This is a genomic window from Bifidobacterium sp. ESL0775 (assembly GCF_029395475.1).
GTDB lineage: Bacteria > Actinomycetota > Actinomycetes > Actinomycetales > Bifidobacteriaceae > Bifidobacterium.
On the sequence record NZ_CP113917.1, the window covers coordinates 1,830,950 to 1,855,241 of the forward strand.

The 24,292-nt window shown below is 59.9% G+C and carries 20 protein-coding genes and 3 tRNA genes; 4 read left to right on the forward strand and 19 right to left on the reverse strand.

Features of this window, described 5'->3' with window-relative positions:
• Positions 1-213: 213 nt before the first annotated feature.
• Positions 214-1,683 (forward strand): DNA polymerase IV, encoded by a 1,470-nt coding sequence (gene dinB, locus OZX73_RS07135; protein ID WP_277148896.1) that lies wholly within the window; start codon positions 214-216, stop codon positions 1,681-1,683.
• A gap of 199 nt (positions 1,684-1,882) precedes the next feature.
• On the opposite strand, the gene dapC is transcribed toward dinB, so the two are convergent.
• The 12 genes from dapC to OZX73_RS07195 all read right to left on the reverse strand — a co-directional run bounded on the left by dapC (position 1,883) and on the right by OZX73_RS07195 (position 11,242).
• Entirely contained in the window at positions 1,883-3,019 is a 1,137-nt protein-coding gene (gene dapC / locus OZX73_RS07140) for a succinyldiaminopimelate transaminase (protein ID WP_277148898.1), read from the reverse strand.
• Between the two features lie 169 nt (positions 3,020-3,188).
• Positions 3,189-3,512, reverse strand: coding sequence for a ferredoxin (gene fdxA / locus OZX73_RS07145; RefSeq protein WP_277148900.1), 324 nt, complete (start codon positions 3,510-3,512; stop codon positions 3,189-3,191).
• Between the two features lie 53 nt (positions 3,513-3,565).
• Positions 3,566-5,164: an amino acid permease gene (locus OZX73_RS07150; RefSeq protein WP_277148902.1), complete on the reverse strand. Its 1,599-nt coding sequence runs from the start codon at positions 5,162-5,164 to the stop codon at positions 3,566-3,568.
• A 239-nt stretch (positions 5,165-5,403) separates the two neighbouring features.
• Positions 5,404-6,666 carry a UDP-N-acetylmuramate dehydrogenase gene (locus tag OZX73_RS07155; protein ID WP_277148904.1) on the reverse strand — a complete coding sequence of 421 codons (1,263 nt, stop codon included), beginning with the start codon at positions 6,664-6,666 and terminating at the stop codon, positions 5,404-5,406.
• Between the two features lie 82 nt (positions 6,667-6,748).
• Positions 6,749-6,919, reverse strand: coding sequence for a 50S ribosomal protein L33 (rpmG, locus tag OZX73_RS07160; RefSeq protein WP_277143788.1), 171 nt, complete (start codon positions 6,917-6,919; stop codon positions 6,749-6,751).
• A 48-nt stretch (positions 6,920-6,967) separates the two neighbouring features.
• Positions 6,968-7,041, reverse strand: a tRNA-Met gene (locus OZX73_RS07165).
• Between the two features lie 4 nt (positions 7,042-7,045).
• Positions 7,046-7,117, reverse strand: a tRNA-Thr gene (locus tag OZX73_RS07170).
• Between the two features lies 1 nt (position 7,118).
• Positions 7,119-7,200 (reverse strand) — tRNA-Tyr (locus OZX73_RS07175).
• Between the two features lie 199 nt (positions 7,201-7,399).
• Positions 7,400-8,482, reverse strand: coding sequence for a histidinol-phosphate transaminase (locus OZX73_RS07180; RefSeq protein WP_277148906.1), 1,083 nt, complete (start codon positions 8,480-8,482; stop codon positions 7,400-7,402).
• 131 nt (positions 8,483-8,613) lie between these two features.
• On the reverse strand, positions 8,614-8,907 hold the full coding sequence (gene groES / locus OZX73_RS07185; protein ID WP_277148908.1) for a co-chaperone GroES: 294 nt from the start codon (positions 8,905-8,907) through the stop codon (positions 8,614-8,616).
• Between the two features lie 247 nt (positions 8,908-9,154).
• Positions 9,155-10,582: a hypothetical protein gene (locus tag OZX73_RS07190; RefSeq protein WP_277148910.1), complete on the reverse strand. Its 1,428-nt coding sequence runs from the start codon at positions 10,580-10,582 to the stop codon at positions 9,155-9,157.
• Between the two features lie 69 nt (positions 10,583-10,651).
• On the reverse strand, positions 10,652-11,242 hold the full coding sequence (locus tag OZX73_RS07195) for a GNAT family protein (protein WP_277150959.1): 591 nt from the start codon (positions 11,240-11,242) through the stop codon (positions 10,652-10,654).
• A gap of 209 nt (positions 11,243-11,451) precedes the next feature.
• Between OZX73_RS07195 and OZX73_RS07200 the strand changes: the two genes are divergently transcribed.
• From OZX73_RS07200 to OZX73_RS07210, 3 genes are all read left to right on the forward strand, one after another.
• Complete coding sequence (locus OZX73_RS07200; RefSeq protein WP_277148912.1) at positions 11,452-12,192, forward strand: 5-formyltetrahydrofolate cyclo-ligase; 741 nt, start codon at positions 11,452-11,454, stop codon at positions 12,190-12,192.
• 26 nt (positions 12,193-12,218) lie between these two features.
• Positions 12,219-12,422 (forward strand): FmdB family zinc ribbon protein, encoded by a 204-nt coding sequence (locus tag OZX73_RS07205; protein ID WP_277148914.1) that lies wholly within the window; start codon positions 12,219-12,221, stop codon positions 12,420-12,422.
• A 271-nt stretch (positions 12,423-12,693) separates the two neighbouring features.
• The gene (locus tag OZX73_RS07210; protein WP_277148916.1) at positions 12,694-13,506 is read left to right on the forward strand and encodes an SAF domain-containing protein; all 813 of its coding nucleotides are present in this window, start codon (positions 12,694-12,696) and stop codon (positions 13,504-13,506) included.
• 119 nt (positions 13,507-13,625) lie between these two features.
• On the opposite strand, the gene OZX73_RS07215 is transcribed toward OZX73_RS07210, so the two are convergent.
• The 7 genes from OZX73_RS07215 to OZX73_RS07245 form a co-directional block, all read right to left on the reverse strand.
• Entirely contained in the window at positions 13,626-13,829 is a 204-nt protein-coding gene (locus OZX73_RS07215; RefSeq protein ID WP_277150960.1) for a hypothetical protein, read from the reverse strand.
• The gene (locus OZX73_RS07220) at positions 13,826-17,443 is read right to left on the reverse strand and encodes a helicase (protein WP_277148918.1); all 3,618 of its coding nucleotides are present in this window, start codon (positions 17,441-17,443) and stop codon (positions 13,826-13,828) included. Before OZX73_RS07220 ends, OZX73_RS07215 begins: the two co-directional genes overlap by 4 nt.
• Positions 17,440-19,308, reverse strand: a complete 1,869-nt coding sequence (locus OZX73_RS07225) for an FHA domain-containing protein (protein ID WP_277148920.1) — start codon at positions 19,306-19,308, stop codon at positions 17,440-17,442. Before OZX73_RS07225 ends, OZX73_RS07220 begins: the two co-directional genes overlap by 4 nt.
• Positions 19,309-19,539: 231 nt before the next feature.
• Positions 19,540-19,923, reverse strand: a complete 384-nt coding sequence (gene rplL / locus OZX73_RS07230) for a 50S ribosomal protein L7/L12 (RefSeq protein ID WP_277148922.1) — start codon at positions 19,921-19,923, stop codon at positions 19,540-19,542.
• Between the two features lie 123 nt (positions 19,924-20,046).
• Positions 20,047-20,568, reverse strand: coding sequence for a 50S ribosomal protein L10 (rplJ, locus tag OZX73_RS07235; protein ID WP_277148924.1), 522 nt, complete (start codon positions 20,566-20,568; stop codon positions 20,047-20,049).
• A gap of 527 nt (positions 20,569-21,095) precedes the next feature.
• Positions 21,096-22,490 carry an NCS2 family permease gene (locus OZX73_RS07240; protein WP_277148926.1) on the reverse strand — a complete coding sequence of 465 codons (1,395 nt, stop codon included), beginning with the start codon at positions 22,488-22,490 and terminating at the stop codon, positions 21,096-21,098.
• Positions 22,491-22,914: 424 nt separating this feature from the next.
• Complete coding sequence (locus OZX73_RS07245; RefSeq protein WP_277148928.1) at positions 22,915-24,288, reverse strand: hypothetical protein; 1,374 nt, start codon at positions 24,286-24,288, stop codon at positions 22,915-22,917.
• Positions 24,289-24,292 lie beyond the last annotated feature (4 nt).

Sequence of the window (24,292 nt, forward strand, 5' to 3'; positions counted from 1 at the left end):
TGGACATGCCTGGAATCCTTTGGTTCAGGCTGGTTCTGGAGAGATGATGAAGACGACATAATCACCTAAACTACACCACAATGCCCAATAGATGAAGAGGCGTTGTTAAAACGTGATACGTCATACATTTCTGTTGGCATAGCCATGGACTTTCGGGTTGGAAGCCGTTTCACACGCCTAGTGAACGGCATGGCCCGCACTTAGAATGGAAGCATGAGCACAGCACCAAGGAACGCCGCCGCGAAACGCGACTGGGGTCACGACGAGACCGGTTGCACGGTGCTGCATATCGACATGGACGCCTTCTACGCCTCACTGGAAATCGCGCGGCATCCGGAGCTAAGAGGCCGGCCCGTCATCATCGGCTGGCCAGGGCCACGAAGCGTGGTGTCGGCGGCCAATTACGAGGCACGAAAATACGGTGTCAATTCGGCGATGCCAATGGTACGGGCGCGGCAGCTCTGCCCCGGCGGTGCGTACGTGCGGGTCGACATGACCTACTACCGGATGATGTCGAAGCGGATTTTCGACGAGGTGTTCAGGCAGGTCACCGACCAGATCGAGCAGGTCTCCGTCGACGAGGGTTATATGGACGTCTCAAGTGCGTTGCTGCGCTGGAAGTCGCCGAGCGTCATCGGGGCTTGGATTCGCGCGCAGGTCGCGGCGCGGTTCAGCATCACCTGTTCGGTGGGTATCGCGGCCAACAAACTGGTGGCGAAAATGGCCTCGACCAACGCCAAGCCTGACGGGATGCTACTGATCCCCAAGGCGCGGCACGCCGAATTCGTGCAGATGATGCCATTGCGAGGAATTCCTGGCATCGGGCCATCGCTGGAAAAGCGGCTCAACGAATGGGGCGTCAAGACCGTGGCCGACCTGGCCGATATGGACGAGACCGCACTGCTGCAGGCGACGCGCTCGAAAATCACCGCGCATAACCTCTATCTCGCCGCCCGCGGGCAGGACGAACGGCCCATCGTCACCCACGCGCCAGAGAAATCCATCGGAGCGGAAATCACCTTTGAGCACGACACACGCAATTTCGAGGAGGTGCGGGAGCTCCTGCACCACTGCAGCAATGAGGTCACACACGCCTTGCGGCAGAAGGGGTTGGTGGCGCGCACCGTGAACGTGAAGCTGCGGTTCGCCGACATGAGCTACTCCACCAAGGCGCACACGCTCGAACGGCCCATCGACACCACAGCGGCGATGTATCCCGAATCCGTGGCGCTTTTGAAGGCCATGCTCGGGATGCCGGCGGACGCCGCCGACGACACTCCCCTGCCGCGCGAGGTGCGTCTGGCCGGTGTCAGCGCCAGCTCGTTGAGCGACAAGGACGAGACCCCAGTGCAGCTGACCATCGACGATTTGCTGGGCGATTCTGCTGGGCCTGGTAATCAGGGCGACCAAGACCACAGCAACGACGATCTCAGCGCAGTCGGCAATGGCGACGATAGCCATGGCGACAGTGACAGCAACGTCAAACGCGGCAAGACAGATAACGCCGCCCGCGGCGATGACGCTCACGGAAATGACAACAATAACGAGGAACGTATCCGCAGCGCCGAAACCGTGCTCGACGCCGTCCGCGAACGCTATGGCACAGGCGCGGCCACCCTCGGCTTGGAGCACGTCGACTGGAAGGCCAAGCAGATCGCCGGCAACAGCAAACCCGAGTCCTGAACGACACCACTTCTCAACACCATGCGCGCCCAAAGCACTTGTAGGACTACGGCTCGTTCCTAACCAAACATGCGATGAAAATCAACAAAATCAACCCTGAATCCTGAGTTTGCTCGCATGTTCAACTGAACATGCATGAGAATCAGGATCCGACAGACAAAACGCTACTTTTTACAGAACGTTGAGTGAATCGGCTCTGTCAGCCACGAAGGCGGGAGACGACCTCGGCGATCGATGTGTCAGTGGCGGTGGCGGAGAAACGCAGGTAGGCGGGGGCACCGTAGAACTCGCCGGGGCTGGCGATGATGCCTAGGCGCGCGAGGTCGGCCATGTCCTGCCAGCAATCGTCGCTTTTGGCGCGAACCCAGACGTAGAGGGCGCCCTGGGGCATGTGCGCGTCGTAACCGTATGCGCACAGGCCGTCGACCAGTTGATGCAAGCGTTTGGCATAACGGGCGCGCTGCGTTTTGACCGCCTCGGAATCACCCAACGCCACGGCCATCGCGGCCTGGATCGGACCGGGAATGATCTCGCCAATCTGCTTGCGGTAGACGGTCATCGGGCGGACAAGCTCGGGGTCGCCGGCGATGAGCGCGGTGCGGTAGCCGGCCATGTTCGACTGCTTGCTCAACGAGTAGAGCACGAGAATGCCCTCGGCGCTGCCGTCGCAGACGTCAGGTTGCAGCATGCACGGAGCCGGGGTGGGTGCCACTCCATTCTCTCCCGTCCATGTCAGCAGGCCGTAGCATTCGTCGGAAAGAACCACCGCACCGATCTCGCGGGCCGCAGCGACGATGTCGTGAAGCTGCGCGGCCAAGAGGACCTCACCAGTGGGGTTGCAGGGGGAATTGACCCAAATGGCTTTGACACCGGGAATGGAGCGCCACGAGTTGACGTCGGCGATGTCGGCGGCCTTGTAGGTCTTGGCTCCGGCCAGTTGCGTGCCGATATCGTACGTGGGGTATGACACCTCGGGTTGCACGATGACATCACCCGGGCCGAAATGGAGCAGCGAGGCCATCAGCGCGACGGCTTCCTTGGAGCCGACCGTGGGGACGAAATCGGCGTTGATCGCGTCGAAATCTACCCCGCGGTTGACACGGAACCATTCTTCCACGGCTTTGCGCAAGGTCCCGGTTCCAGCGACCGTCGGATAACCATGGGCATTGGGCAGATCCGTCGAGCCCGCGAGCGCCCGCTGCACGCTGGCCGGCACCGGATCGACCGGCGAGCCGACGGAGAGGTCGACCATGCCGCCGGGAGCCTTCTTCGCCGTTTCCTTATAAGGCGCGACACGATTCCAATCGTATGGAGAATCAAACCTGTAGAAACCCATTGCGCCGCCTTTCGCGTATCTTATTCAAAGAAAATGCCTACTTGCGATGATACCGGCGGCAATGCCAAATCGTAATCCGCACTTCGTTGCGCTCATCAATCACAAAACCCACGTACCTTGACGTCTGAAAGACGAAGATATGTGGGTTTGAAAAACCTACGCAGAAAAATCAGTCCTGATTCTGCGGGGGCAGGGCGGCGATGCGGGCCTCGTCCTTGCCGGACGGACCAGCGGCCTGGGCACCACCCAGATCACCGATATCGTTGAAATAGGTCACAGCGGCATCCTTGTACCACGCCCATTCCTCGGGAACGTCGTCCTCGTAGAAGATCGCCTCGGTGGGACACACGGGCTCGCAGGCGCCGCAATCCACGCATTCGTTGGGGTTGATATAGAGCGTGCGCTCACCCTCATAGATGCAGTCGACCGGGCATTCGTCGACGCACGCCTTGTCCTTGACGTCGATGCAGGGCTGAGCAATCACATAAGCCATTGAGGCCTCCTTACAACCTGAGCTTTCTTTAGGTTACGTTAACGCGACGACGGTCATTCGCCAGGTTCGGCCTTGGCTGTTTCCGCTTTGGCCGTCCCGGCTTCCCCAGCCACGGTTTTCTCGACCTTGGCTTGCTCGGCCCTCGCGGCCTTCACCTTGTTGAGGTCGGCATCGAGCTCGCCATTGCCCAGACGGGAATGCTTGTAGGAGTAGCCGAAGTAGATGCAGAAGCCAATCAACAGCCAGACCACGAAACGGATCCAAGTAAGCACCGAAAGATTGAGCATCAGCCAGAGGTTCGCGATGGCGATGAGGATCGGGATCCACGGATTGCCGGGAATCTTGAACGAACGGTGCAGGTCGGGACGCTTCTTGCGCATGATCGGCACCGAAATCGCGACCAGGGTGAAGGCCGAAAGCGTGCCGATGTTGATCATGTCGGAAAGGACGTTGATGTTGAAGCAGGAGGCGACGAAGGCGACCAGGACGCTGGCGGCGATCTGCAGCTTGGCGGGCGTGCCGTGCTTACCGACCTTGGAGAGGCCACGCGGAAGCAGGCCGTCACGGCTCATTGCGAAGACCACGCGGGTCAGGGAGAGCAGCATGACCATGACCACGGTCGTCAAGCCCAGCACGATGGCGAAGGAGATGATCTTGGCGGCCCATGTGGCGCCGACCAGCTCGAAACCGGTGGCCAGCGACGGGTCCTTGGCTTTGGCGAGGTCTTTGTAGGAGACCATGCCGGTGGTGACGACGGTGACGAGGACGTACATGACGATGACAAGCACCATGCCCAGGCCGAGGCCGAGCGGCACGTTGCGCGCGGGGTCCTTGGTCTCCTCGCTGACGGTGGCGACCGCATCGAAGCCGATGAACGCGAAGAAGACGAGGGCGGCGCCGGAGATGATGCCGGAGATGCCGTAGATCGTGGGTTGTTGTCCGATAATCCATTGGAAGAGCGGCTGGGTCATGATGCCGTTGGACGCGGCCCCCGGCACCGAACTGGCGGGCTGGGATGGCGGGATGAACGGAACATAGTTGGACGGTTTGATATAGAAGAAGCCGACGATGACCACGAAGACGACGATGCCGATCTTGAGAATCGTGAACGCGCCGTCGACGCGGGCGCCGATCTTGGTGCCGAATACGAGCAAGACAGTGAAAAACGCGACGACGATCAGCGGGGCCCAATCGAAGGTGAACCAGCCGAAATTGATCTCGGTGCTCGAGTTGAAGCCGATGAGGTGGAGGAAATCGTTGAGGTAGACGCTCCAGTATTTGGCGATCACCGAGCTGGCCATGAGCATCTCGAGGATGAGGTCCCAGCCGATGACCCATGCCATCAGCTCGCCCACTGTGGTGTAGGTGAAGGTATAGGCCGAACCGGCCGCGGGGATCATCGAGGCGAACTCGGCATAGCACATCACGGCCGCCGCGCAGATGATGCCGGCGATGAGGAAGCTGATGATGGCGGCGGGGCCGGCGTGGAAGGCGATGGCCTGCGCGCCGACGGAGAAGATGCCAGCGCCCACGGCGACGGCCACGCCCATGACGGCGAGGTCCCAAGCCCCAAGATTGCGCACCAGTTTGCGGTCACCGGTGGCGGTTTCGGCGAGCGTCTGCTCCACTGACTTCGTTCTGAACAGATTCATTGGTGTTAACCCTTCTCATTTCCTCGTTGTCTTCATAAAAAAGACCTACCGAAAGGATAGGAATAAGGCATGACGATAATGCCACTTGGTTCGTATATCGAACATTTTATTCGACAGAAATGAAAGAACTATCGAATAATAGACACCGAGACGAATATGGCATAATAGGCATCTCTATCGCTGAATAATTCGCAGTGAAGTGGAATCCATTCCCGGCACGCGATATTCTGCGCTTCCGTTCACCGCAGATCCATGCCGACGACCACAGGCTCGGGAACCAAGCGGATGCCGAATTTCGCCTCCACGCCGTTCTGGATGGCACGCGCCAGCTCGGCGACATCGCTGGCCTTGGCGCCGCCACGGTTGGTCAGGGCGAGCGTGTGCAAGGTCGAGAGGCCGGCTTTGGCGTCGGGGCGCACCTTGTAACCCTTGTGGAAACCGGCATGGTCGATCAGCCACGCGGCCGAGGTCTTGACACCAGGTTCGCCGTCGGGCAAGGTCGCGTCGAAACGCGGGGCGTCTGGCGGAAGCTTTTCTGCCTGGGCCTTGGTCAATATCGGGTTCATGAAGAAGCTACCGCAACTGTGGCGGTTGAGGTTCGGCTGCGATCCGGCTTCATCATTCATGTTGGCCGGTTGCTCACGACTCGCCAACGAATTCGCCGACAACGCATCGGCAACGATATGGAAATTCTTGCAGCCGCGCATCAATGGCAACAGGTATCGGCCCGGGTCCTCCAACATGCCTTTGGCGGCACGCACCTTGAGCACGGCCCGACGAATGTCGGCAATCGGCATCCGCTCCCCCACTGCAACGCCGAGGGCCTTGGCCAGCTGGCCGAACGCGACCTCGTCGGTCCCGTTGCGCCGCAATGCAAAAGTGACCGAAAGCACCACATAGCGCGGTGTCGGAAAATAGTCGCCGGACGGAACCGCCGGAGCGCTATACATGCTGGACTTCAGAGCCGAACTACGGTATCCAAAACGCATATCGTCACGATCAAGCTGGCGTATACTGCCACTTTCGCGATCGAAAATGCGGACCGAAGACACGGTTGAGGCGACCTCCTGGCCGTAGGCGCCGATGTTTTGCACCACCGAAGCCCCGACGGAACCAGGAACACCGGAAAGCCCTTCCACCCCGGAGAAACCGGAAACCACGCAAAAGTCCACGAAATCGTCCCAGTTCACACCCGCCTGGGCCACGATGGCGACGACACTGGCGTTCGCACCGGCATGGGCATCGTCGTCCAACACGGAAATGCCCTGCCGCTTATCGCGTACCACGACGCCATGGAACGGCTCATCGGCGATCAACAGGTTCGATCCGCCGCCAATCACCAAAAGCGGCGATCCCGCGGCATCGGCATCACGCACAGCGGCGATGAATTCCTCTTCGCTTTGCGGCTCGATGAAGCGGCCAACGGCTCCGCCCACGCCAATGGTGGTCAATTGCGCCAATGTGGGGGTTGTCGTTTTTAACGAGTCTGCATGCGTGGTCATGACGTGGTATCCATCTTTCCGTGTATTTGCGGGCAAATATGAAAAAAGCCCGACCGAAGTCAGGCTTCAATACCGCTAGGACTCAACGAGTCTCGCGGTGCACGGTTTCCTTGCCACAACGCGGGCAGAACTTCTTCAGTTCGAGACGATCCGGCGTGTTGCGACGATTCTTGGTCGTGATGTAGTTACGCTCTTTGCACACCGTGCATGCCAGCGTGATGCCCGGACGGACTGCTGCGCTCTTGCTTGCCATTGGTTCACCTTCTGCGTGTCGTTCCTGCCGACGTATGTCGGAAGTTTGTAGCGGGAAAGAGGCTTGAACTCTTGACCTTACGATTATGAGTCGTACGCTCTAGCCAGCTGAGCTATCCCGCCAGAGAGCCTCGGGTGAGAATCGGACTCACGACCTCTTCCTTACCAAGGAAGTGCTCTACCACTGAGCTATCGAGGCGTGGCGGATAGTGGATTCGAACCACTGAAGCTATCAGCGGCTGATTTACAGTCAGCTCCCTTTGACCGCTTGGGAAATCCGCCAATCACTCACTTCTTGGCTTGAAAGCCTCGAAGCAGGCAACTTGACTATAATGGCACGGACCGCAGACGGATGCAAGCCCACGACACGCCAAGTGTGTCGGGAACAGAACGCCGCCAAACCAGCGAAACGTTGGAATGACGGCGTTCTGTAACGATTTTCACATCAGGACAAATGCCTGGCCTGACCTTGAGCTTCGCCTCAGGCGATGCCGTCGGCTTTGAGGCCCTTGCAGACCTCGATGACCCTGTCGTTGGCCTCGGTCTCGCCGATGGAGATGCGGATGCCCTCGCCGTCGAAGACGCGGGTGGAAAGGCCCTTGGCCGTGAAACGCGCGGCGGCCTCGGCGGTTTTGTCGCCCAACGGCAGCCAGAAGAAGTTCGCGTACGGTTCCGGGAAGTCCCATCCCTGCTCGCGCAGCGCCTTGACTACGCGACCGCGTTCGCCGATGATCCCCTGCACACGCTCCATAAGCTCGTCCTTGGCATCGAGCGAGGCGATAGCCGCGATCTGGGCTGACTGCGTGACGCCGAACGGCAGCGACATCTTGCGCATGCCGGTGATCACGTCGGGCTGGGCTACGCCGTAGCCGATGCGCAGACCAGCCAGGCCGTAGGCCTTGGAGAAGGTGTGCGCCACGACGATGTTCGGGTACTCGCGATAGAGCTTCATGCCCACGCTGGTGTCCGGGGCCGTGTTGAAGTGGATGTAGGCCTCGTCGAAGAGCACAATGACGTCACTGGGAACGGCTTCCATCAGGCGGCGGGCATCCTTGTCACTGACCGAGGAGGAAGTAGGGTTGTTGGGGTTGTTGACGATGATCATGCGGGTCTTGTCGTTGATCGCGGCGATCATGCCGTCGATGTCGTGGCCGCCGTCGGGACGGTTGGGGATCTGGACGCTGGTGGCGCCGGCGCCGGAGACGATGATCGGGTACGCCTCGAAACTGCGCCACGGGTAGATCACCTCGTCGCCAGGGCCTGCCAGCAGGTTGGTGAGCTGGGTGATGACCTCGGTAGATCCGCAGCCGAGGACGATCTCGTCCTGACCGACCTCATAATCCTTGGCAAGACGTTCGATGACCTGCCAACCACCCATGTCCGGGTAGCGGTTGATGCGGTCGAGCGCATGGTCCTCGATGGCCTTCTGCACGCTTGGCAGCGGCGGGTTCGGATTCTCGTTGCTGGAGATCTTGTAGGAACGCTGGCCCGCGACTGCGGGGGCCGGCTTGCCCTGCTTGTAGGCGGGGATGGTATCAACTATGGCACGATGTTTGAAAGTCATACCCGTCATTGTAAGCCGCAAAAGAGATATTGCCTACGTTGCGGTTCGCTTTCAAGACGGAACAAAACAAAAATGCGTCCCAGCCGTTTACATGGCTGGAACGCATCTGATAAAACTTGGCGACTACGCGATCAGTTCATGATCGCGAGCACGTCGCGGGCGCCAACGATGAGGTAATCCTCACCCTTGTAGTGCACCTCGGTGCCGCCGTACTTGGAATAGAGCACCTTGTCTCCGACCTTGACATCCATCGGGATGCGCTTGCCGTTGTCATCGCGACGACCTGGGCCGACGGCCAGAATCTCGCCCTGCTGCGGCTTTTCCTTGGCGTTGTCCGGAATGTAAAGGCCGGATGACGTCTGCGTCTCCGCTTCAGCTTGCTTGACAATAATCTTGTCTTCCAACGGTGTAAGTGAGATCGACACTGTGGACCTCCTCTTTCTTAAGTGAGAGTTTATTTCCTCGCGCGAGGACACCGCTTTCAGAGGCTGACGATCACTTTCGGCACCGTCCCTTTGCGCTTACCTGTCTATCGTAGCGCGAAAATTAGCACTCTGCCAACCCGAGTGCTAACGCTCTGAGTGAAACCTTCACAATTGAGGGTCACAAACGTTGGTATTCCAACAAACAAACCATGTAACAAGTAGAGAAATAAAATCTTGAGTCTATTGCTCAGACGTTGCGACGCTCGAGAATCTTCTCCAACCCCGTTCCCAAGGAATCGGAAGACACCGCCGGCGCCTCGGCATCGGCCGAGAGCTCAGAGGCGTGGAATTCCTCAGGATCGCTGGCGTAAGCGCGGGAATCGTCATTCGTCTTGCCGTTCTTCTTGGTGGCGACTTTGGCACGCTTGCGGCTCTTCTTCGCGGATTTCCTGTTCTCGGAGGCGTCTTCCGGTTTCGCTGTGGCCTTGGCCTTGGCGACCTGGCGGGTGGACTTGATCTCGAGGCTCTTCGGCTCCTCGCTCTTGACCTCGACGCCGTTGCGCGGCGCCCCCAAGGAGAAGGAGATGAGGTCCTGGTTCGACGCCAGGTCAACGACATCCAAAGCCGGGGCTGGATGGACCTGCTTCAACTCGTGGGTGGCGTCGCTGGGCTCTTGGGGTTGCGTCTTCGACGCCGCAGCATGCTGCACGGGAAGAGAATCGGCTGGAGAGGTATGTTTGCGGCTCTTAGATGCTTGACTCGCCTGCTTTACTGGCTTTACCGACTTCGGAGCGTCTTGCCCTTCTTTCGACTGCTGAGACTTATTGACGGACGGCGATGCCGCCTGCAATTTACGCTGTTTAGTCTTGGCCGGCGAAGAGGATGGCGCGGCCTTCTTGCTGCTGGAAGTCACACCCACATCAGCGGCCTGACGCGAGGCACCCTTTTGGGAATCCTTACGGTCTTTCGTCTGCTGATTGCGGGCACGCTGACGCTCGATACGCTCTTTCTCGGCCTTGGTCTCACGCAAAGCCTGCTCGATCTCATGCTCGGCCATCATGCCGGTCGGCTGCTCGTCCACCGAAACAAGAGCCTGGGCGGCATCGCGAACGGCGACATTGTTTTGCTTGGCGGGCCGTGAACCACTCTTTTGAGCCTTGGCTGCCGTCTGGCGCTTGGCCTTCAGATTGCGTTCCCACGCGCGGGCGTGATTGGCGGTGCGTATGCCGAGCGCCACCACCACGGCCAGCAAAACCGCGGGAATCAAGGCGAACAACGGGCTGAACTTCAACGGGAACGAAATGCCGAAAACAAGCAGTGTGACGACCAGCAATGAAGCGGAAATGATGGCCCGACGATGGGCGGCTTCACGGCGCAACTTGCGGATATGGGCGACCTTCGCGCGCTCTTTGCCGGCTTTTGCAGGGCCGGCGATCGACCGAGCCGATGACCCCGTCACGATATTTGTCTGTTCCGAACGCATGAGAACCCCTTCCGACAAAGGCTGACGATCATCGCAGAACCGTGTGCCGCTGCGCGCATCCACCAGATGCAACGACGGCGAGTACTTGTCCTCACGGTGCTCGACCACCCTGTTCATGCTATCCGCCGTACGACGTGGCAGCCAGCCAAGTATCAGAATCGCGAGAATGACCAGCACAACAATGCTGCTCACCCACGTATAATCCATACACCCAAGAATAGAGAGTGTTAGTGACTTTTTACACGCGTGTAATTCGGCGTGTCATGCAAGCAAACGGCGCGCGAAACCCTGCGGCGCATCCTCGGCCAAGAGGCTATAGACATCGTGGTCGCGCCACTGGTTGTGGATGAACATGCTTTTGAGACGCAAGCCCTCGTGATGAGCCTCAAGTTTCTGCGCGACACGGCGGGAACGCTCGTTTTCGGGCAGCATCGAGATCTCCAAACGGTGCAGACGCGGGCCGGCGGCATCAAGCATCGCCCAATCCGCGAGGATCGCCACGGCCAAAGGCGCCACGCCAAGACCTGCATGACCCTGGTCGACCCAATAACCGATATTGGCCGAGCGCATCGACCCGTAGCACACCGCGCCCAAAGAAATCTGGCCGATAATGGCCATCTGGTATTCGATGACGAACAGGGCGCCGGCCCCGGATTCCTCGTCGAGGCGCTGCCGCTGGAGCCAGGTGTTGAACGTCAGCCTCGGCCCATGCATCGGATCGCTGGAATCCCAAGGCGTAAGCCACGCCATATTCCGTTGCCGGACATCGTTCCACTCGGCCTCGTCCTCGGCGACCATCGGACGCAGGCGAATCTGGATGGCGCCTTCGGGCGGCACCAGCTCGCGGGGCATGGAGATGGCATGGGGATTGGGCGTAAGCGCGTTGCGTAGCGAGCGGAAGACTGACACACGTTCATAGTACGCGTATGCGCCTTACTTCACGTGAATCGGAAAATACGCCCTATTTCACACGAGTCAAAGAGATATACACGCCTACTTCGTGAGAAACCGAAAATAAGTTTCCTTGACACCACTCCACCACCTGCGTCTAGCATGGAGGCATGGGAAACGATACGGACACGACGATGGAAACGCTCAAGGGACGTATGCGCCACGCCGCCATAGCCAAGCGCAAGACGGTGAGCGAAGCCGAACGCGCCGCGGCTGGGAAAACGTTGGCAGGCCAAGCGAAGGCGTTGCTCGCGGGTGGGCGACCTGTGTCCCGTGGAGTTGCGATACGCGCCGCGAATCATGATCAGCACTGCATCTCGCTGGTCGCAGGCGACACCGTGGCGGCGTACGTTTCGATGGGCACGGAGGTGCCGACGCTGGATTTGTTGGAATGGCTGCTGGAACGAGGAGCACGCGTACTGGTGCCGCGACTCGGCGCCGGACGCGATATCGGCTGGAGCGAATACACGGGCCAGAACGGGCTGCGCGAGATGCCACGCACCGCCACCGGCGGGTTGCGGCCGGAAGAACCGAATGGTGAGGTCCTTGGACCGGAGGCGATTGAAAACGTGAAAATCGTGTTCATCCCTGCGTTCGCCATCGACCTTGACGGGACCAGGCTCGGACGCGGCGGAGGCTGGTACGACCAGGTTCTCGGGCTTTGCCGGCCCGACGCGATCAAAGTCGGCGTCTGCTGGGATTGGGAATGCATCGACGAGCACGATGCGGCGCCCCACGAGGCGCACGATCTGCCGGTAGATGCCGTAATCACACCCGAGCGCTCACTTTGGCTTCACCCGCGACGAACAGCGTCGGGGCTTGGACTAGGATATGAACAGTCGAGTCGTTGAGTTTTTTACTTTTGCTGGAGGGACCGTTGCCTACCTATCATTACCGTTGCAAGAATTGTGGATACGATTTCACCGAGCAGCAGTCATTTTCCGACGACCCCATCACCGTCTGCCCGAAATGCGGCAAGGAACAGGTGCGCAAGGTCTATTCGGCGGTCCCCATCGAGTTCAAGGGGCATGGCTTCTATCGTACCGACAAGGGCGGGTCGTCTTCCACGTCCAAGAAGTGATTGGCAGATAACCCTGTAAATTCCAAGCTTTTTACGGATTTCTCACTGCGGGTTTTCATCCTTTTCGGCCGATGCATCGCCTATCTGGGCGCATCGGCTTTTCATATCCTCACATCGCGTAAAACTTGCGTATTCATACGAGACGTTGGGTGTGGATAACTCCTTTCATCACTCCACCGCGACACACCTGTGATGTGCATAAGCCCTAGCGTTCGACCACAGTGGTCGTTTTTCCCTCGGAAATTTTCGATTATGGTCCATCATGGTAGGCATGACGAACCATTTTCATATTGGCGGACAACCCGGCGAAGGACGAAAACCAACGCTCAAACAGCGACGCGACATGCGGCGGTTGCGAACGCTGTTGGCGGCGTTGTGCGCGGGACTGGCGGTGTTCTTCGCATTGCAATCGGTGACGAGCAGCATGGCCACCAAATCCGTGGTCACCGCCGTGCACGCCATCAAACGCGGCCACACCATTAACGCCGATGACGTCCGGCTCGTGAACATCGCCGACAGCCCCGCATTGTCGACGATGTTCACGTCCAACGAAGCGGTGGATGGATTGGTGGCGCAGGTCGATATCGCCGCCGGCAGCGTCATCTCAAGGCCGATGGCACGGGCCTCCCCGATAGTTGGCCATGGCTTGACGGTCATCGATGTGCGCGTCAGCGGCTCACAGGCCTCGCTGATTGTCGGCGACAAGGTGTCGCTGGTCGGCAGCGCGGGATGCGAATCCGTGCCCAATCCGATAAGCCAGCCCCAGCCGCAGGGCCAGCAACCGGCGAATGCACCGAACGCAGAAAATCAACCGACAGCCGATGACGCTGGGAGTGACGGATCTGGAAACGGACAAACGCCGGCTGACGCCGGAGAGACGGGAGAAACCGATGGCGGCAGCGACGCGGCGCCAATGGAATCGACGGGCCGGATTTGCACATTGGCGCCGAAGGCGACCGTGACCGGCAACCCGCACCGCGATGACGGCGGAATCACCACCGCACGGCTGGCCATGCCACCACAGGACGCCTCACGGGTGATGGCGGTGCAGGAACGCATGCCCATCATGGCAGCGAGACTCTAAGGGCGAATGCTGAAGCAATGATCTTTGAGGAGACGCTATGCGGGACCATAGGGAAACATAGGAAAAGGTGACAGCCTGATGAAGCCATCACCTTTCCGTATCTGTTGTGTACGAACTACCTACTTGTCCCGCTCGCTGAAAATGCCCCAGTGGGGCGGCAGCTCACGCAGGATGCGGTTGTCGTCGTCACGCTGCTTGCTGCCTTGCGGACGGCGGTCCGACGGGTCGGGTTCCACGCCATCGACGTCGAAGCGCTCGTTGCCTTTGCGGACCACGCGCTTGTGGACGCGCGGCGAGCGGCGATGGGGGTCGTAAGCCATCAGCGGGCCTCGCGGTACATGTCACTGATACGGGCGACGATGCGGTCGACTTCCTTGTCCGGATTGACGAACGCGGCGACGCTCCAGACGGTGATGACCGACCAGCCGAGCGTGGTGAGGTCCTGCGGGAGGACACGATGGCGCTTGCGGGTGGACTGGATGCCCATGAACTGGGCATTGTCCGTCATCACCGCCAGCGAGAACGGCTTGTCCTTCAGGCCGACGACCAGAGGAATGGAGGCGCCACCATCGAAACCATAATTGGCGGCCACCTTGAGCCCACGCGCGCGGATGCGGTCGGCGAGATCGTTGAACAGGACGTTGTCGCCCTTAAGCGACATCGAAGGGCGCACGACCTCCTTGCCCAGCTGTTCGGCCCAATGAAGCATGACCTTCAAGAGCTTCGGCCCCGGCTGGTGGAGACGGTCGTCCTCCATGTCCTCGGCACCGAAAGCGGAGACGATGTCGACATTGCGGGAAGCCAGGGCGAGCGCGTCGAGCAGCTTGCCGTCGCCCCCCTCACCTTCCAGCGAGCCAAACTGCTGGAGCAGGCGACCATGGGCCGTCTTGGCGAAGCACAGCGAAAGGACGACGTCGGTGGCACGGACACCGGCCACCTCATCGACATCAACCAAACGGACATGGCGCAGGAAGCGGCCCATGGTTTCGTTCTTGGCGGCCAGCGACTTCAGCTCGGCGCCAAGCCGGGTGCGGAACACCGGCGTCAACGTGACCACCGCGAGCAGATAACCGGTCGGCACGACGGTGAAGCTGGAAGCACGCCTCTTGATGATGGCGATGACCTCGTCGATCTCCTGCTGGCTGCTTTCGACCAGTCCGGTGGCAAGCACGGGCACGCCATTGGCCTCGACCCGGTGGAAACGAACCCTGCCCTGCATGGCCTCAGTGGCCACATCCTTGGGCGCGCTGCCATAGCCTTGCGCGGCAAGGAACGCCGAAAGGCGCGGGTCGCGGCACACCGGACGCGCATCGACGGTGACCTTCGGCAGCAAGGCGACCAAATCGTTCAACGCCTCGGAAGTGATGGTGGACTGGTGGGCGATGACGACCACGCGCTTTGCGCGGCAGATGATGCCGAGCAATTCAAGCGACGGCAGGTGGGATGCGGCGTCGATGATGGCGACGTCGGCCAAGGGTGCGGGGTCGCTCAGTACCGCAAGCGTGGATGGCGTGGCCATGATCACCGGTTTGGCGGCGGCAAGGATCTGCGGATACTCGCGGATGATGCGGCTCAACGGCACGCGGGCGTTGCTCGCCAGCAGCGTGTGCAGCTGGTTGGCCTCCTGGGTGTGGGAGAAGAGCAGGTCGCACAGGCGGCGCATCGACTCCTGGTCGATCATCGGCCCGATGGAGTTGACATGGTCGATGTCGACCTGTACGAAACGGTCGGCTGCGGATTGCAGCGCGGAGCCGTCCTGATTGGAGATGATGGCGGAGGAACGCACGATGTCCTCGAAAACCGTGGTCCACCAAGAGAGCTGGAGCTCGCCTTCCACCGCGTCGACGGACACCCGACGTGTGCGCATATCGCCAATCAGGGAATCAAGCCCGATGGAATGGAAATCACGTTCGAGGCAGGCGCGGCCCGGCAGGGTGTCGAGCGCCTTGCGGTCGGAATACAACGCCTTGAGGCGTTCCTCGAGCCGGCCCAAATCAACGGACTCAAGGTCGCCGCCGGCGATGGTGGTGGCGAGGACGGCGTCAAGCGCCGTGATCCCCTGCATCAGGGATTCCTGCGTTTCCACAATGGCGTCGAGCTTGGGCGGCAGCACCGGCCAACCGCCATGGGGCACGATCTCGTGCCATTGCTCGGACTGCTTGGCGACCACCTGCAACGCCTCGTGCAGGTCCTCCACCTGGGAACCGGCCCGCAACAGGCCTTTGGCCTCCTTGACATGCCGACGACGCTCCCAGAAGCCCATGCTGGTGCCTTCGGCCTTACGCTCGGCCTTGGGTTTGCTGGCCTCGATCATCGCGTCGATGTCACGCTCGAAGATCTCGGGTTGGAAAACATCGAGCACACGGCGCAAGTTCTTCAGGACGGTGACCTGGCGACCCCACTCCTTGACGGTGTTGGGAACGGGGAACCCGCAGGTCTCGGCCGTGGACGCCACCTGATCGCGTGTGGCCGGCAACAGGCGTTGCAAGAGGTTCTCGACGTTCTGGTAGGCCGCGACGGCCTCGTTCTCGGAAAACAGCGAAGCGCCGTACCAAGCGGTGTCTTCGGGGCCGACGGTGAATTCACCGTACCGGCCGGCCTCACGCAGCTTCTTGATCCAGTCCTCCATGTGCGGGGCGATGGCCCTCGCGGTCTCCTTGGAAAGCCGGACGTGCGTGGCCGGATGGGTCGGCATCGCCGAGATGCTGGCGAGGTTCTGGATGGTCTGGTAGGCGGAGACGCCCCATTCCTTGCTCACGCCGTGCAGGTCGCCAAGATAGCGGGTCAAACGCGAGCGCACCCCCACCAGCTCGTCGGCCACCTGGTCGAAACGGGCCACCGAGGCGCCCGGCTGGTAGCCGACGGCCGCGATCAGCTCCTGGTCGATCTCCTGCGCGCCCTTGGGGTCGGCCATGTCGATGACACGGCTGCCGAGACGGTGGGACTCCATGACGTGGACGAACCGTTTCTTCGCTCCGGCGACACCGGGCACATAGAGCACCGTCTTGCCTTCGGCGATGCAGCGCGAGGCGATGGCTCCGGAGATCTGCGCGGTGTCGGCGCCCGAGGCGTCATCGACGAACAGCGAATGGCCAAGTGCCGCCATATTCGCCGCATAACGCACCACGTTGTCAACGTCCCCAGCCTCGTGCTCACTGTGCGGGTCGGCGTCGAAGGGGCTGTATCCCGCCAGTTTGCTGTCTTTGAGCGCACTGATCGCCTCGCTGTTGCCAGCCAGGGCGTCGAGTGCGGCGTTGCCGCTGGGCCTCTTCTCCAGCGCGTCGATGATGCGGCGGCCTTCGGCGAGCATCTTGGTGGAGGGATCCATGAAACAGCCCAGCACGATGTTGCGCTCGATGTCGAAATCAGGCAACACCGGCTTGACCTCGTCGGTGATGGCGGTGAAGACCGAAGACGTGTCGGGAGTGCCGCTGGCGTAGTTCCTGCCGTCGAACAGGGCGACCTCATCGAGGTCGACACGCTGCTCGTGCATGGCCGTGGTGAACGCGAGATTGAGGCTCACGTGGCCGGTGAATCGGATGACGGCGTCGGTCTCACGCCCGCCCGGCTTGCGGTGCACCTCGACCGGATAGAGCAGCACCGGCACGGAGTTGCCCTTCCACGCTGCGACCCCGACCACCAGCGAAAGCTCGGCGACCCCGGCGGCCCTGGCCTTGACGGCCTTGTCTTCCAAGACCCGTTCGAGCCGGCGGCCCGCCGCGCGCAGCATGCCCGCGTCGCGGAACATGGAGTCAAGCGTGGTGTGGCCGCTGGCGAAAAGCTGGGCGATGCCCGAGGGATGGGCATGGGTCAGGTCGAGCTGGGCGGTCAGCTGCCCGACGTCCTCCAACGGTGAGGGGACAAGCCCGCTGCGGTAGCTGTCATACCATTGGCGCATACGCGGGATGCCGTTCACTGCCTGTTTCGTGTCACTCATTGTTCACGTCCCTCCGCAACCTCTTTGCGATATTCGATATATCCGGAATTGGCGGCCAGCGCGGCGTCGATGTCATCGTTGCCCACCGTCGCAAGCCACTCGTACAAATCGTCATACAATGAAGGATTCATCGCCAGGAACGGCAGCAGCTCCGGATGCTTCGCCATCTCGAACTGCTCGGAGAAATCAGTGGTCCGCTTGGCGTCGTCGGAGCTCATGCCCTCCACCTCGATCTCGGGCGTCATCTGGTCGAATTCACCGTTCGACACCTTCTCGAAAATCGAACCAGGCTCGAACGTGGGCTTGAACGCCTGGGTCTCATCGAGGCCCGACGTTCCTGAAACCGGCGATGAGCCCATGTCGCGCACCACCGGACGCATGAATTTGCTGCGTTCCTCGTCATCTGGCGTGGCGGCATCCCCGGGTCGCGGGTTGCCGGAAATGGGCCCATTCCCATTGCGTGTATTCGCCGTCCCAGCACCTGTCCCGGCGCCTTGGCGGGGACCTTCATCCATGGGAACGAACACCGCGTCATCGGAACCCGAACGCGAGAACCTCCCTACATACTGGGCGTTGGAGCTCACGGTTCCATTGGCATTGGCACTATTGTCGTTACGGGGCGTTCGATCAACGCCAGCGGCCATCTGCTTCACACCAGTAGCCGTACCGGTGTTATTCCCAGTAGCCTGTTGTGCTCCAGCGTTCTGAGCCGGAACCCGCTGCTGCAGAGGTTGGGAGGAAGCCTGGCTGCCCCGCCCGTCATTGCGACGCGAAGGCAGCGAGACCGGCTTCGCCTCCGTCTTGCCCTTCGCCGGCAGATCGACCAACGGGCCAGCGGAACCCTTGGCTTGAGCGGCTCCAGTCGTTTGGACCGGAGCTTGGGTTGGTCGCGCCGTTTGCGCTTCCCCGCCCTTTCCTGCATCCGAATCCCGGCTTTCCGATTCGCTTTCCATCGCGTCCTTGAACAGATCGCGCGCCTCGACGCCACCGGATTGCTCGTTGGGAGCCATCACATTGAGCGAGATGCGGTCGACCGCGTGGTTGGCCTCCTCGCGTGCAGCCTTCTTCGCGGCCTCAGCCTCGGCGCTGGCGGCCGCGACCGCCGCGGCGACATCGGTATCGCCATCATGCCGAGCGTCTTTTTCGCCGTTCGTTCCGGTACCGTCATCGTCCTTATTATCGGCGTTACCGGCCATATCGACATGCGCATCATCCTGCCGGGACGTGGCACCCTGAGAAGTCCGCCCATCCTCATTTTCCGCGGCAACCGGAGAAGCGGATTTCAAACGGCTGGCCACATCCGCCGCACTGAACGCCGTGGTCGGCTCGCCGGCGCGCAGGTTCAGGATGTCGTCGACGGACATATCGGCCATGTCCGGCTCAAAATCAGGGCTTTGCGCCCCACTCGACGCGTAATCGAACAAATCGGTGACCGCATTGCCGCCTTCGGCGCCTTCCTCGGCGTCGATCCGCACGAAATCAACCGGCACATCGCCGAACTGCAAACGCATCGGCGAATCCGGGAGTATGAAATCCTGGTCGGCCTTGAGTCGCCGCAAACCCTTCTCGTCGACGACATACGACCCGTTGGTGGAGTTGAGGTCGGTGACCGAGGCTCCCCCATTGTCGGCGACGGTGAACACCGCGTGGCGCTTCGACATCGAACGGGTCTTGTCGTCTATCTCCAGACGACGGCGCCCATCATTGGCAAGCGGGCGCAGGGGCCTGCGTCCGATCTCGACGTTCTCGCCGGGACCGACATCGACTTTCGTGGAGCCATTGACCTTGATGACCCAATGTTTCGTCGTTCGCGGATCAGACACCTTGCGGCCTCCCCTTATACACTTTTGTTGCGCTACTGCCATTGTGCCATGTTTCTGTCGGACCTAGCAGAAAAATGACGGACATTGACAACACTCACGCATGCGCCGTTCCCGCTTTTTATCGGAAACACACGATACCCACTACGATAGCCGACAAAATGAACAAACCCTGCGAGCGGAGATTCCGCACACAGGGTTTGCAACGTTTTACCGGGCTTTTAAACAATCGGCGACTTCATGCGCCTTTGCCTCAAGCCCGCAAACAGGAAAGAACTACTTGAGTTCGACGGTGCCGCCGGCCTCTTCGATCTCGGCCTTGGCCTTCTCGGCGTCGTCCTTCTTGGCCTTCTCGAGGATGGTGGCAGGAGCGCCATCGACGAGCGCCTTGGCGTCAGCCAGGCCCTTGCCGGTGATGTTCTTGACGGCCTTGATGACCTGGATCTTCTTGTCGCCGAAGGAGGAGAGGACCACGTCGAACTCGGTCTTCTCTTCTTCGCCGGCGCCTGCGCCAGCGGCGGGGGCAGCGGCAACGGCAACGGCCGGAGCCGAAGCCTCGACGTCGAACTCGTCCTCGAACTTCTTGACGAAGTCGGAGAGTTCAACCAGGGTCATTTCCTTGAACGCATCGAGGAGCTCATCGCTTGAGAGCTTAGCCATAATGGCTTCCTTTCAATCATGATGACGGATGTTTTGTTGGGTTCCGTCACCTAAATTTTTAAATATCTTTAATTATTCACTACTAAACTGTCTGAAGTCTACGCGGCCGGAGCCACGCGGAAATCAAGCGGCCTTTTCCTGCTTCTCGCGCAGGGCGTCGAACGTACGCACGGCCTTGGTAGGCAGAGCGACGAACGTGCGAGCGGCCTTGGACATGGAGCCCTTGAGGTCGCCTGCCATCCTGGAGAGCAGGGTTTCGCGAGATTCGAGGCTCGCGAGTTTCATGAAGCCTTCGGCGTCGTACATGGTTCCGTCTGCGAAACCACCCTTGATGACGAGGGCCTTGTTTTTCTTGGCGAAGTCACGCAGGACCTTCGCAGCCTCGACGTAATCACCCTTCACGAAGGTGATCGCGGAGGGGCCGGCGAGCGCTTCATCGAAGCCCTCGTACCCAGCCTCTTTGGCGGCGATGCGAGCGAGCGTGTTCTTAGCCACTGAGTAGGAAGTATCGCGGCCTAGCTTTTCGCGCAGATCGGAAATCTGCGGAACGGTAAGCCCGCGGTACTCGGTAAGGTAAACCGCATCGGCAGCGCGGAATTGTTCCGTGAGCTCGGCGATCACCGCTTCCTTTTCGGGCCTTTTCATGGCGTTCCTTCCTGAGTCGACCATTGATCGGGAAATTCAGAACGTTTCGGCTTGACAGGCGATTTTTGGCATTGCCGCAATGACTTGCAACCCTACAAAAAAATGCCCTGCACATAGGCAGAGCACCATACCGGCCGCTTGCGCGACCCGCCTTTTACGAGGCTTATGACATTCAACCTATGCTGGCTTGGCGAACCAAACTTCGAGAGGCTTGCGTCTCTAACCAACAGTCTGTGGTTTACAGATGAACAGTATACGGATGGTGCCCGACCGCGCGACACGCCACGCTATAAACCAGGGTAGATGGCACCTGCGAGGAGGATTGTCACCGCTTTCCTGCCGAACGTTGCTGCGACGAAAAGCACGAAAAATAGGCAGAAAACGTGCTTTTCGACGCACTCTAACGATTCATGCGACCAAAAGCTCGAAAAACGGGCCCGAAACGTGCTTTTCGTCGCAACTTGGGAGAAACGACGACGAAAAGCACGCGATCAGCGAACCAGAGGCCGGCAATCCGCAGCCAGCGCTCAGAGCACGGCCTGCAGCGCGAAGTCGAGGATGAAGAGGGCGGTGACGATCCACATCACCGGATGGACTTCCTTGGCTTTGCCCTTGCAGATCTTGACCAGGCAGTACATGACGAAGCCTGCGGCGATACCGTAGGAGATCGAGTACGAAAGCGCCATGAACACGGACGCGAACAGAGCCGGGATGGCCTCGGCGAGGTCGCCCCAGTTGACTTCCTTGAGGCTGGAGGCCATCATGCAGCCGACCACGACCAGCACGCCTGCAGTCGCGGCGGACGGAATCGCGGAGACCAGCGGCGAGAGGAACATCGAGATGATGAAACAGACGGCCACCGTCACCGAAGTCAGGCCGGTGCGGCCGCCCGCGGCGATGCCGGCCGAGGATTCGACATAAGTGGTGATGTTGGAGGTGCCGAAGAGGCCGCCGACGGAGGTGGCGATGGAATCGGCGAAAAGCGCCTTGTCCATCTTGGAGCTGAAGCCGTGGCCGTTGGCCATGTTCTTGATGTCCTCGTCGGAGAAGATGCCGGTCTTGCGGCCGGTGCCGACCAACGTGCCGATGGTGTCGAACATATCGGACATCGAGAAGGCGAAGATGGTGACGATCACGAGCGGCAGGCGGCCGAGGTTGCCGAAGAGCGCCGGGAAGCCCTTCGGGCTGAAGATCGCGAGGAAGGTAGTGGGCAGCTGGGCGAAAGTCGAGCCGATCGAGACGGAATTGGACATGGTGGTCACACCGAAGGGGATGCCGATGATGGCGGCGGCGATGATCGAGATCAGAAGCGAGCCGCGCACGTTGAGCAGGGTGAGCACGATGGCGATGGCCAAGCCGATGAGGAAGACCCAGAGCTCAGGGTTATTGAGCATCGAAAGGCCAGGAGTCGCGTGGATCGGGCCGCCTTTGGCTGCGGCTTTCGGGTCACCAGGAGTAAACGAGATAAAGCCGACGTTCAACATGCCGACGTACATCACGAAGAGGCCGATGCCGCCGCCGATGGCGTGCTGCAGGGATTCGGGGATGCAGGCGATGATGAGCTTACGGATGGAGGTGACGGTGACGAGGATATTGATCAGGCCACACAGGAATGTCATACACAACGTTTCCTGCCACGAGAAGCCGAGGCCGGCGCAGACGGTGTAGGCGAAGAAGGCGTTGAGGCCCATGCTCGCGGACTGCGCGTAGGGAACGTTGGCGAAAAGCCCCATCACGAGCGTGCCTGCGACGGAGGCGATGATGGTGGCGAGGAACACGGCGCCCCACGGCATGCCGGTGGTGCTCAGGACCTGCGGGTTGACCACGATGATATAGCTCATCGCGAAGAAGGTGGTGATGCCCGCTGTGATTTCAGTGGATACGTTGGTGTGATTTTCTTTGAGATGGAAGAACCTGTCCATCGTTCTCTCTTCCTTGGTTTGCGCTCGCCAAGTCAGATTGCAGAAAAGGGCGGTCGGCGCTCATGGCGTTCAACACTACAAGACCGACGACTTCACTAACTGTTGATAGATGAATTGACGATACGGAGGTTGCTGCGACTCGCCCGCGTTCCCACGGACACCTCGAATATAGCACCCGTCATGGCCAAGGTTCTTCCTAAGTACCCGGTATTATTCCGTGTTAAAAATCTTTTATTCATCATCAAACAAAACATTATATTCTTCTGAACTTTGCTTGAAAACAAGAACATCACAGATAGACAGATCGGGTGAGACCACTATGGCCCGATCTCACATATTGCTAAAACCTGCCATGTTCCTATATGAAAAAGGGGCCTACGCTGATGACTCAGCATAGGCCCCTAGACATTAATAGGATTTAGCGTCAGCACGCTTCCAGACGCACAGCCTCCGGAACATGCCCCAATGCCTCTTCACGCCACGAATCGGCATAAGGACCATAAACGGACCTTACCGTTGACCCGACAGGCAACGAAGGACACTCATTCTCACCATTCGTCCCCCAGTTGACCCATCCGGACTGCGGACGCTGAACTATCTGGAACGCGGAAGACGGCGAAGAAGTCAGCCAGATCATGCACTGCCCTGTCCCCGTATTGAATTCGGCGCTGTAGCGCGCAGGACCCGCAAAGATTGTCTGATCAGTGACTTGGGAGACGTTGATCGGCGCTTCCGGGAACTGCCAGACACGATCTTCCTCATCCGCGACCACGTGGGCGACTGAACGCACATGTCCAAGATGCTCGTTGAGCGATTCCTCATCGAGCGCATGTTCCCAATAAGAGAACAGACGCCAATAAAGGTCCCAATGAGCGTTTTCCAGATCCCGGTTAAGAAGCTTCTGGAAATAACCGAACCGCTCATTGCCTGGCTCGTCGGACGAAATGGTGCGCTTGACTTCCTGCTTCAGCAGTTCGGCATAGGGATCGCCACTTCGATACGGCGTGCGGTTGAAGGAATCGAAGCGATCGAACGCGAGCGCGTTCTGGCCACCTTCAAATTCATCGCCGACCGTGATTCGATCAGTGACACTCCTGCCGTTGACCTCCGTCTGGAAATGATCGACATGGTAGACACGGTCGAAGCAATCCGCTCCTGCGTAGAACGTGAAATCAATGGCAAAGGACTTGCCTCTCAGTTCCGGCAACAATCCGTCTGGAATCCGGCCGGAAAGACGATATCTACGCACTATCGGGCCGATCTCCACCGCCGTGACATCGGCAACGACATGCTCGGGAGGATTGATCAGACCGTTGTCCGGAGTGAAGAACGGCCCGTAAAATCCTCCTATCGCGTTATTGCCACTGGCCAGAAGGTCGAAGTTCTGCGCAAGCGAGCTGAAATGGCGGATGCCCCATTTCGAAGCCCCCTCGCCTTTGCCGGTTCCCCGGCAGAGTTCGAGGTCGAAATAACCAGTATTCAGCCGGCAAATCGCATCCCGTTCGCGGGTATCAGACACTTCAGTGATAACAGGGCCATCAACGGATTCTTCAGCCACCGGCGCGTCCTCCAACTGCACGGACAGGCCATCGCGCGGTGTAAAAACACCAATATACACCGATGAATCATCCGTACTCTGTGAGCCGATGCGCTGGGCGACAAAAGTCTGCCCGTCATCGCTTGTCCCACGGACCAACAGAGAAGTCCATGAGGCTGGCAGCTTTATGGTCACCGGCTGAGGACGCGAAACTCCTTTCTCCGTATTATGGACGGTAAATTTCATAGTTTGCGTTTTCATCGAA

Coding starts and splice junctions, on each gene's coding strand:
- dinB (WP_277148896.1), top strand. CDS start 214: ATGAGCACAGCACCAAGGAACGCCGCCGCGAAACGCGACTGGGGTCAC.
- dapC (WP_277148898.1), bottom strand. CDS start 3,019: ATGGGTTTCTACAGGTTTGATTCTCCATACGATTGGAATCGTGTCGCG.
- fdxA (WP_277148900.1), bottom strand. CDS start 3,512: ATGGCTTATGTGATTGCTCAGCCCTGCATCGACGTCAAGGACAAGGCG.
- OZX73_RS07150 (WP_277148902.1), bottom strand. CDS start 5,164: ATGAATCTGTTCAGAACGAAGTCAGTGGAGCAGACGCTCGCCGAAACC.
- OZX73_RS07155 (WP_277148904.1), bottom strand. CDS start 6,666: ATGACCACGCATGCAGACTCGTTAAAAACGACAACCCCCACATTGGCG.
- rpmG (WP_277143788.1), bottom strand. CDS start 6,919: ATGGCAAGCAAGAGCGCAGCAGTCCGTCCGGGCATCACGCTGGCATGC.
- OZX73_RS07180 (WP_277148906.1), bottom strand. CDS start 8,482: ATGACTTTCAAACATCGTGCCATAGTTGATACCATCCCCGCCTACAAG.
- OZX73_RS07195 (WP_277150959.1), bottom strand. CDS start 11,242: ATGCCCCGCGAGCTGGTGCCGCCCGAAGGCGCCATCCAGATTCGCCTG.
- OZX73_RS07200 (WP_277148912.1), top strand. CDS start 11,452: ATGGGAAACGATACGGACACGACGATGGAAACGCTCAAGGGACGTATG.
- OZX73_RS07210 (WP_277148916.1), top strand. CDS start 12,694: ATGACGAACCATTTTCATATTGGCGGACAACCCGGCGAAGGACGAAAA.
- OZX73_RS07220 (WP_277148918.1), bottom strand. CDS start 17,443: ATGAGTGACACGAAACAGGCAGTGAACGGCATCCCGCGTATGCGCCAA.
- OZX73_RS07225 (WP_277148920.1), bottom strand. CDS start 19,308: ATGGCAGTAGCGCAACAAAAGTGTATAAGGGGAGGCCGCAAGGTGTCT.
- rplL (WP_277148922.1), bottom strand. CDS start 19,923: ATGGCTAAGCTCTCAAGCGATGAGCTCCTCGATGCGTTCAAGGAAATG.
- rplJ (WP_277148924.1), bottom strand. CDS start 20,568: ATGAAAAGGCCCGAAAAGGAAGCGGTGATCGCCGAGCTCACGGAACAA.
- OZX73_RS07240 (WP_277148926.1), bottom strand. CDS start 22,490: ATGGACAGGTTCTTCCATCTCAAAGAAAATCACACCAACGTATCCACT.
- OZX73_RS07245 (WP_277148928.1), bottom strand. CDS start 24,288: ATGAAAACGCAAACTATGAAATTTACCGTCCATAATACGGAGAAAGGA.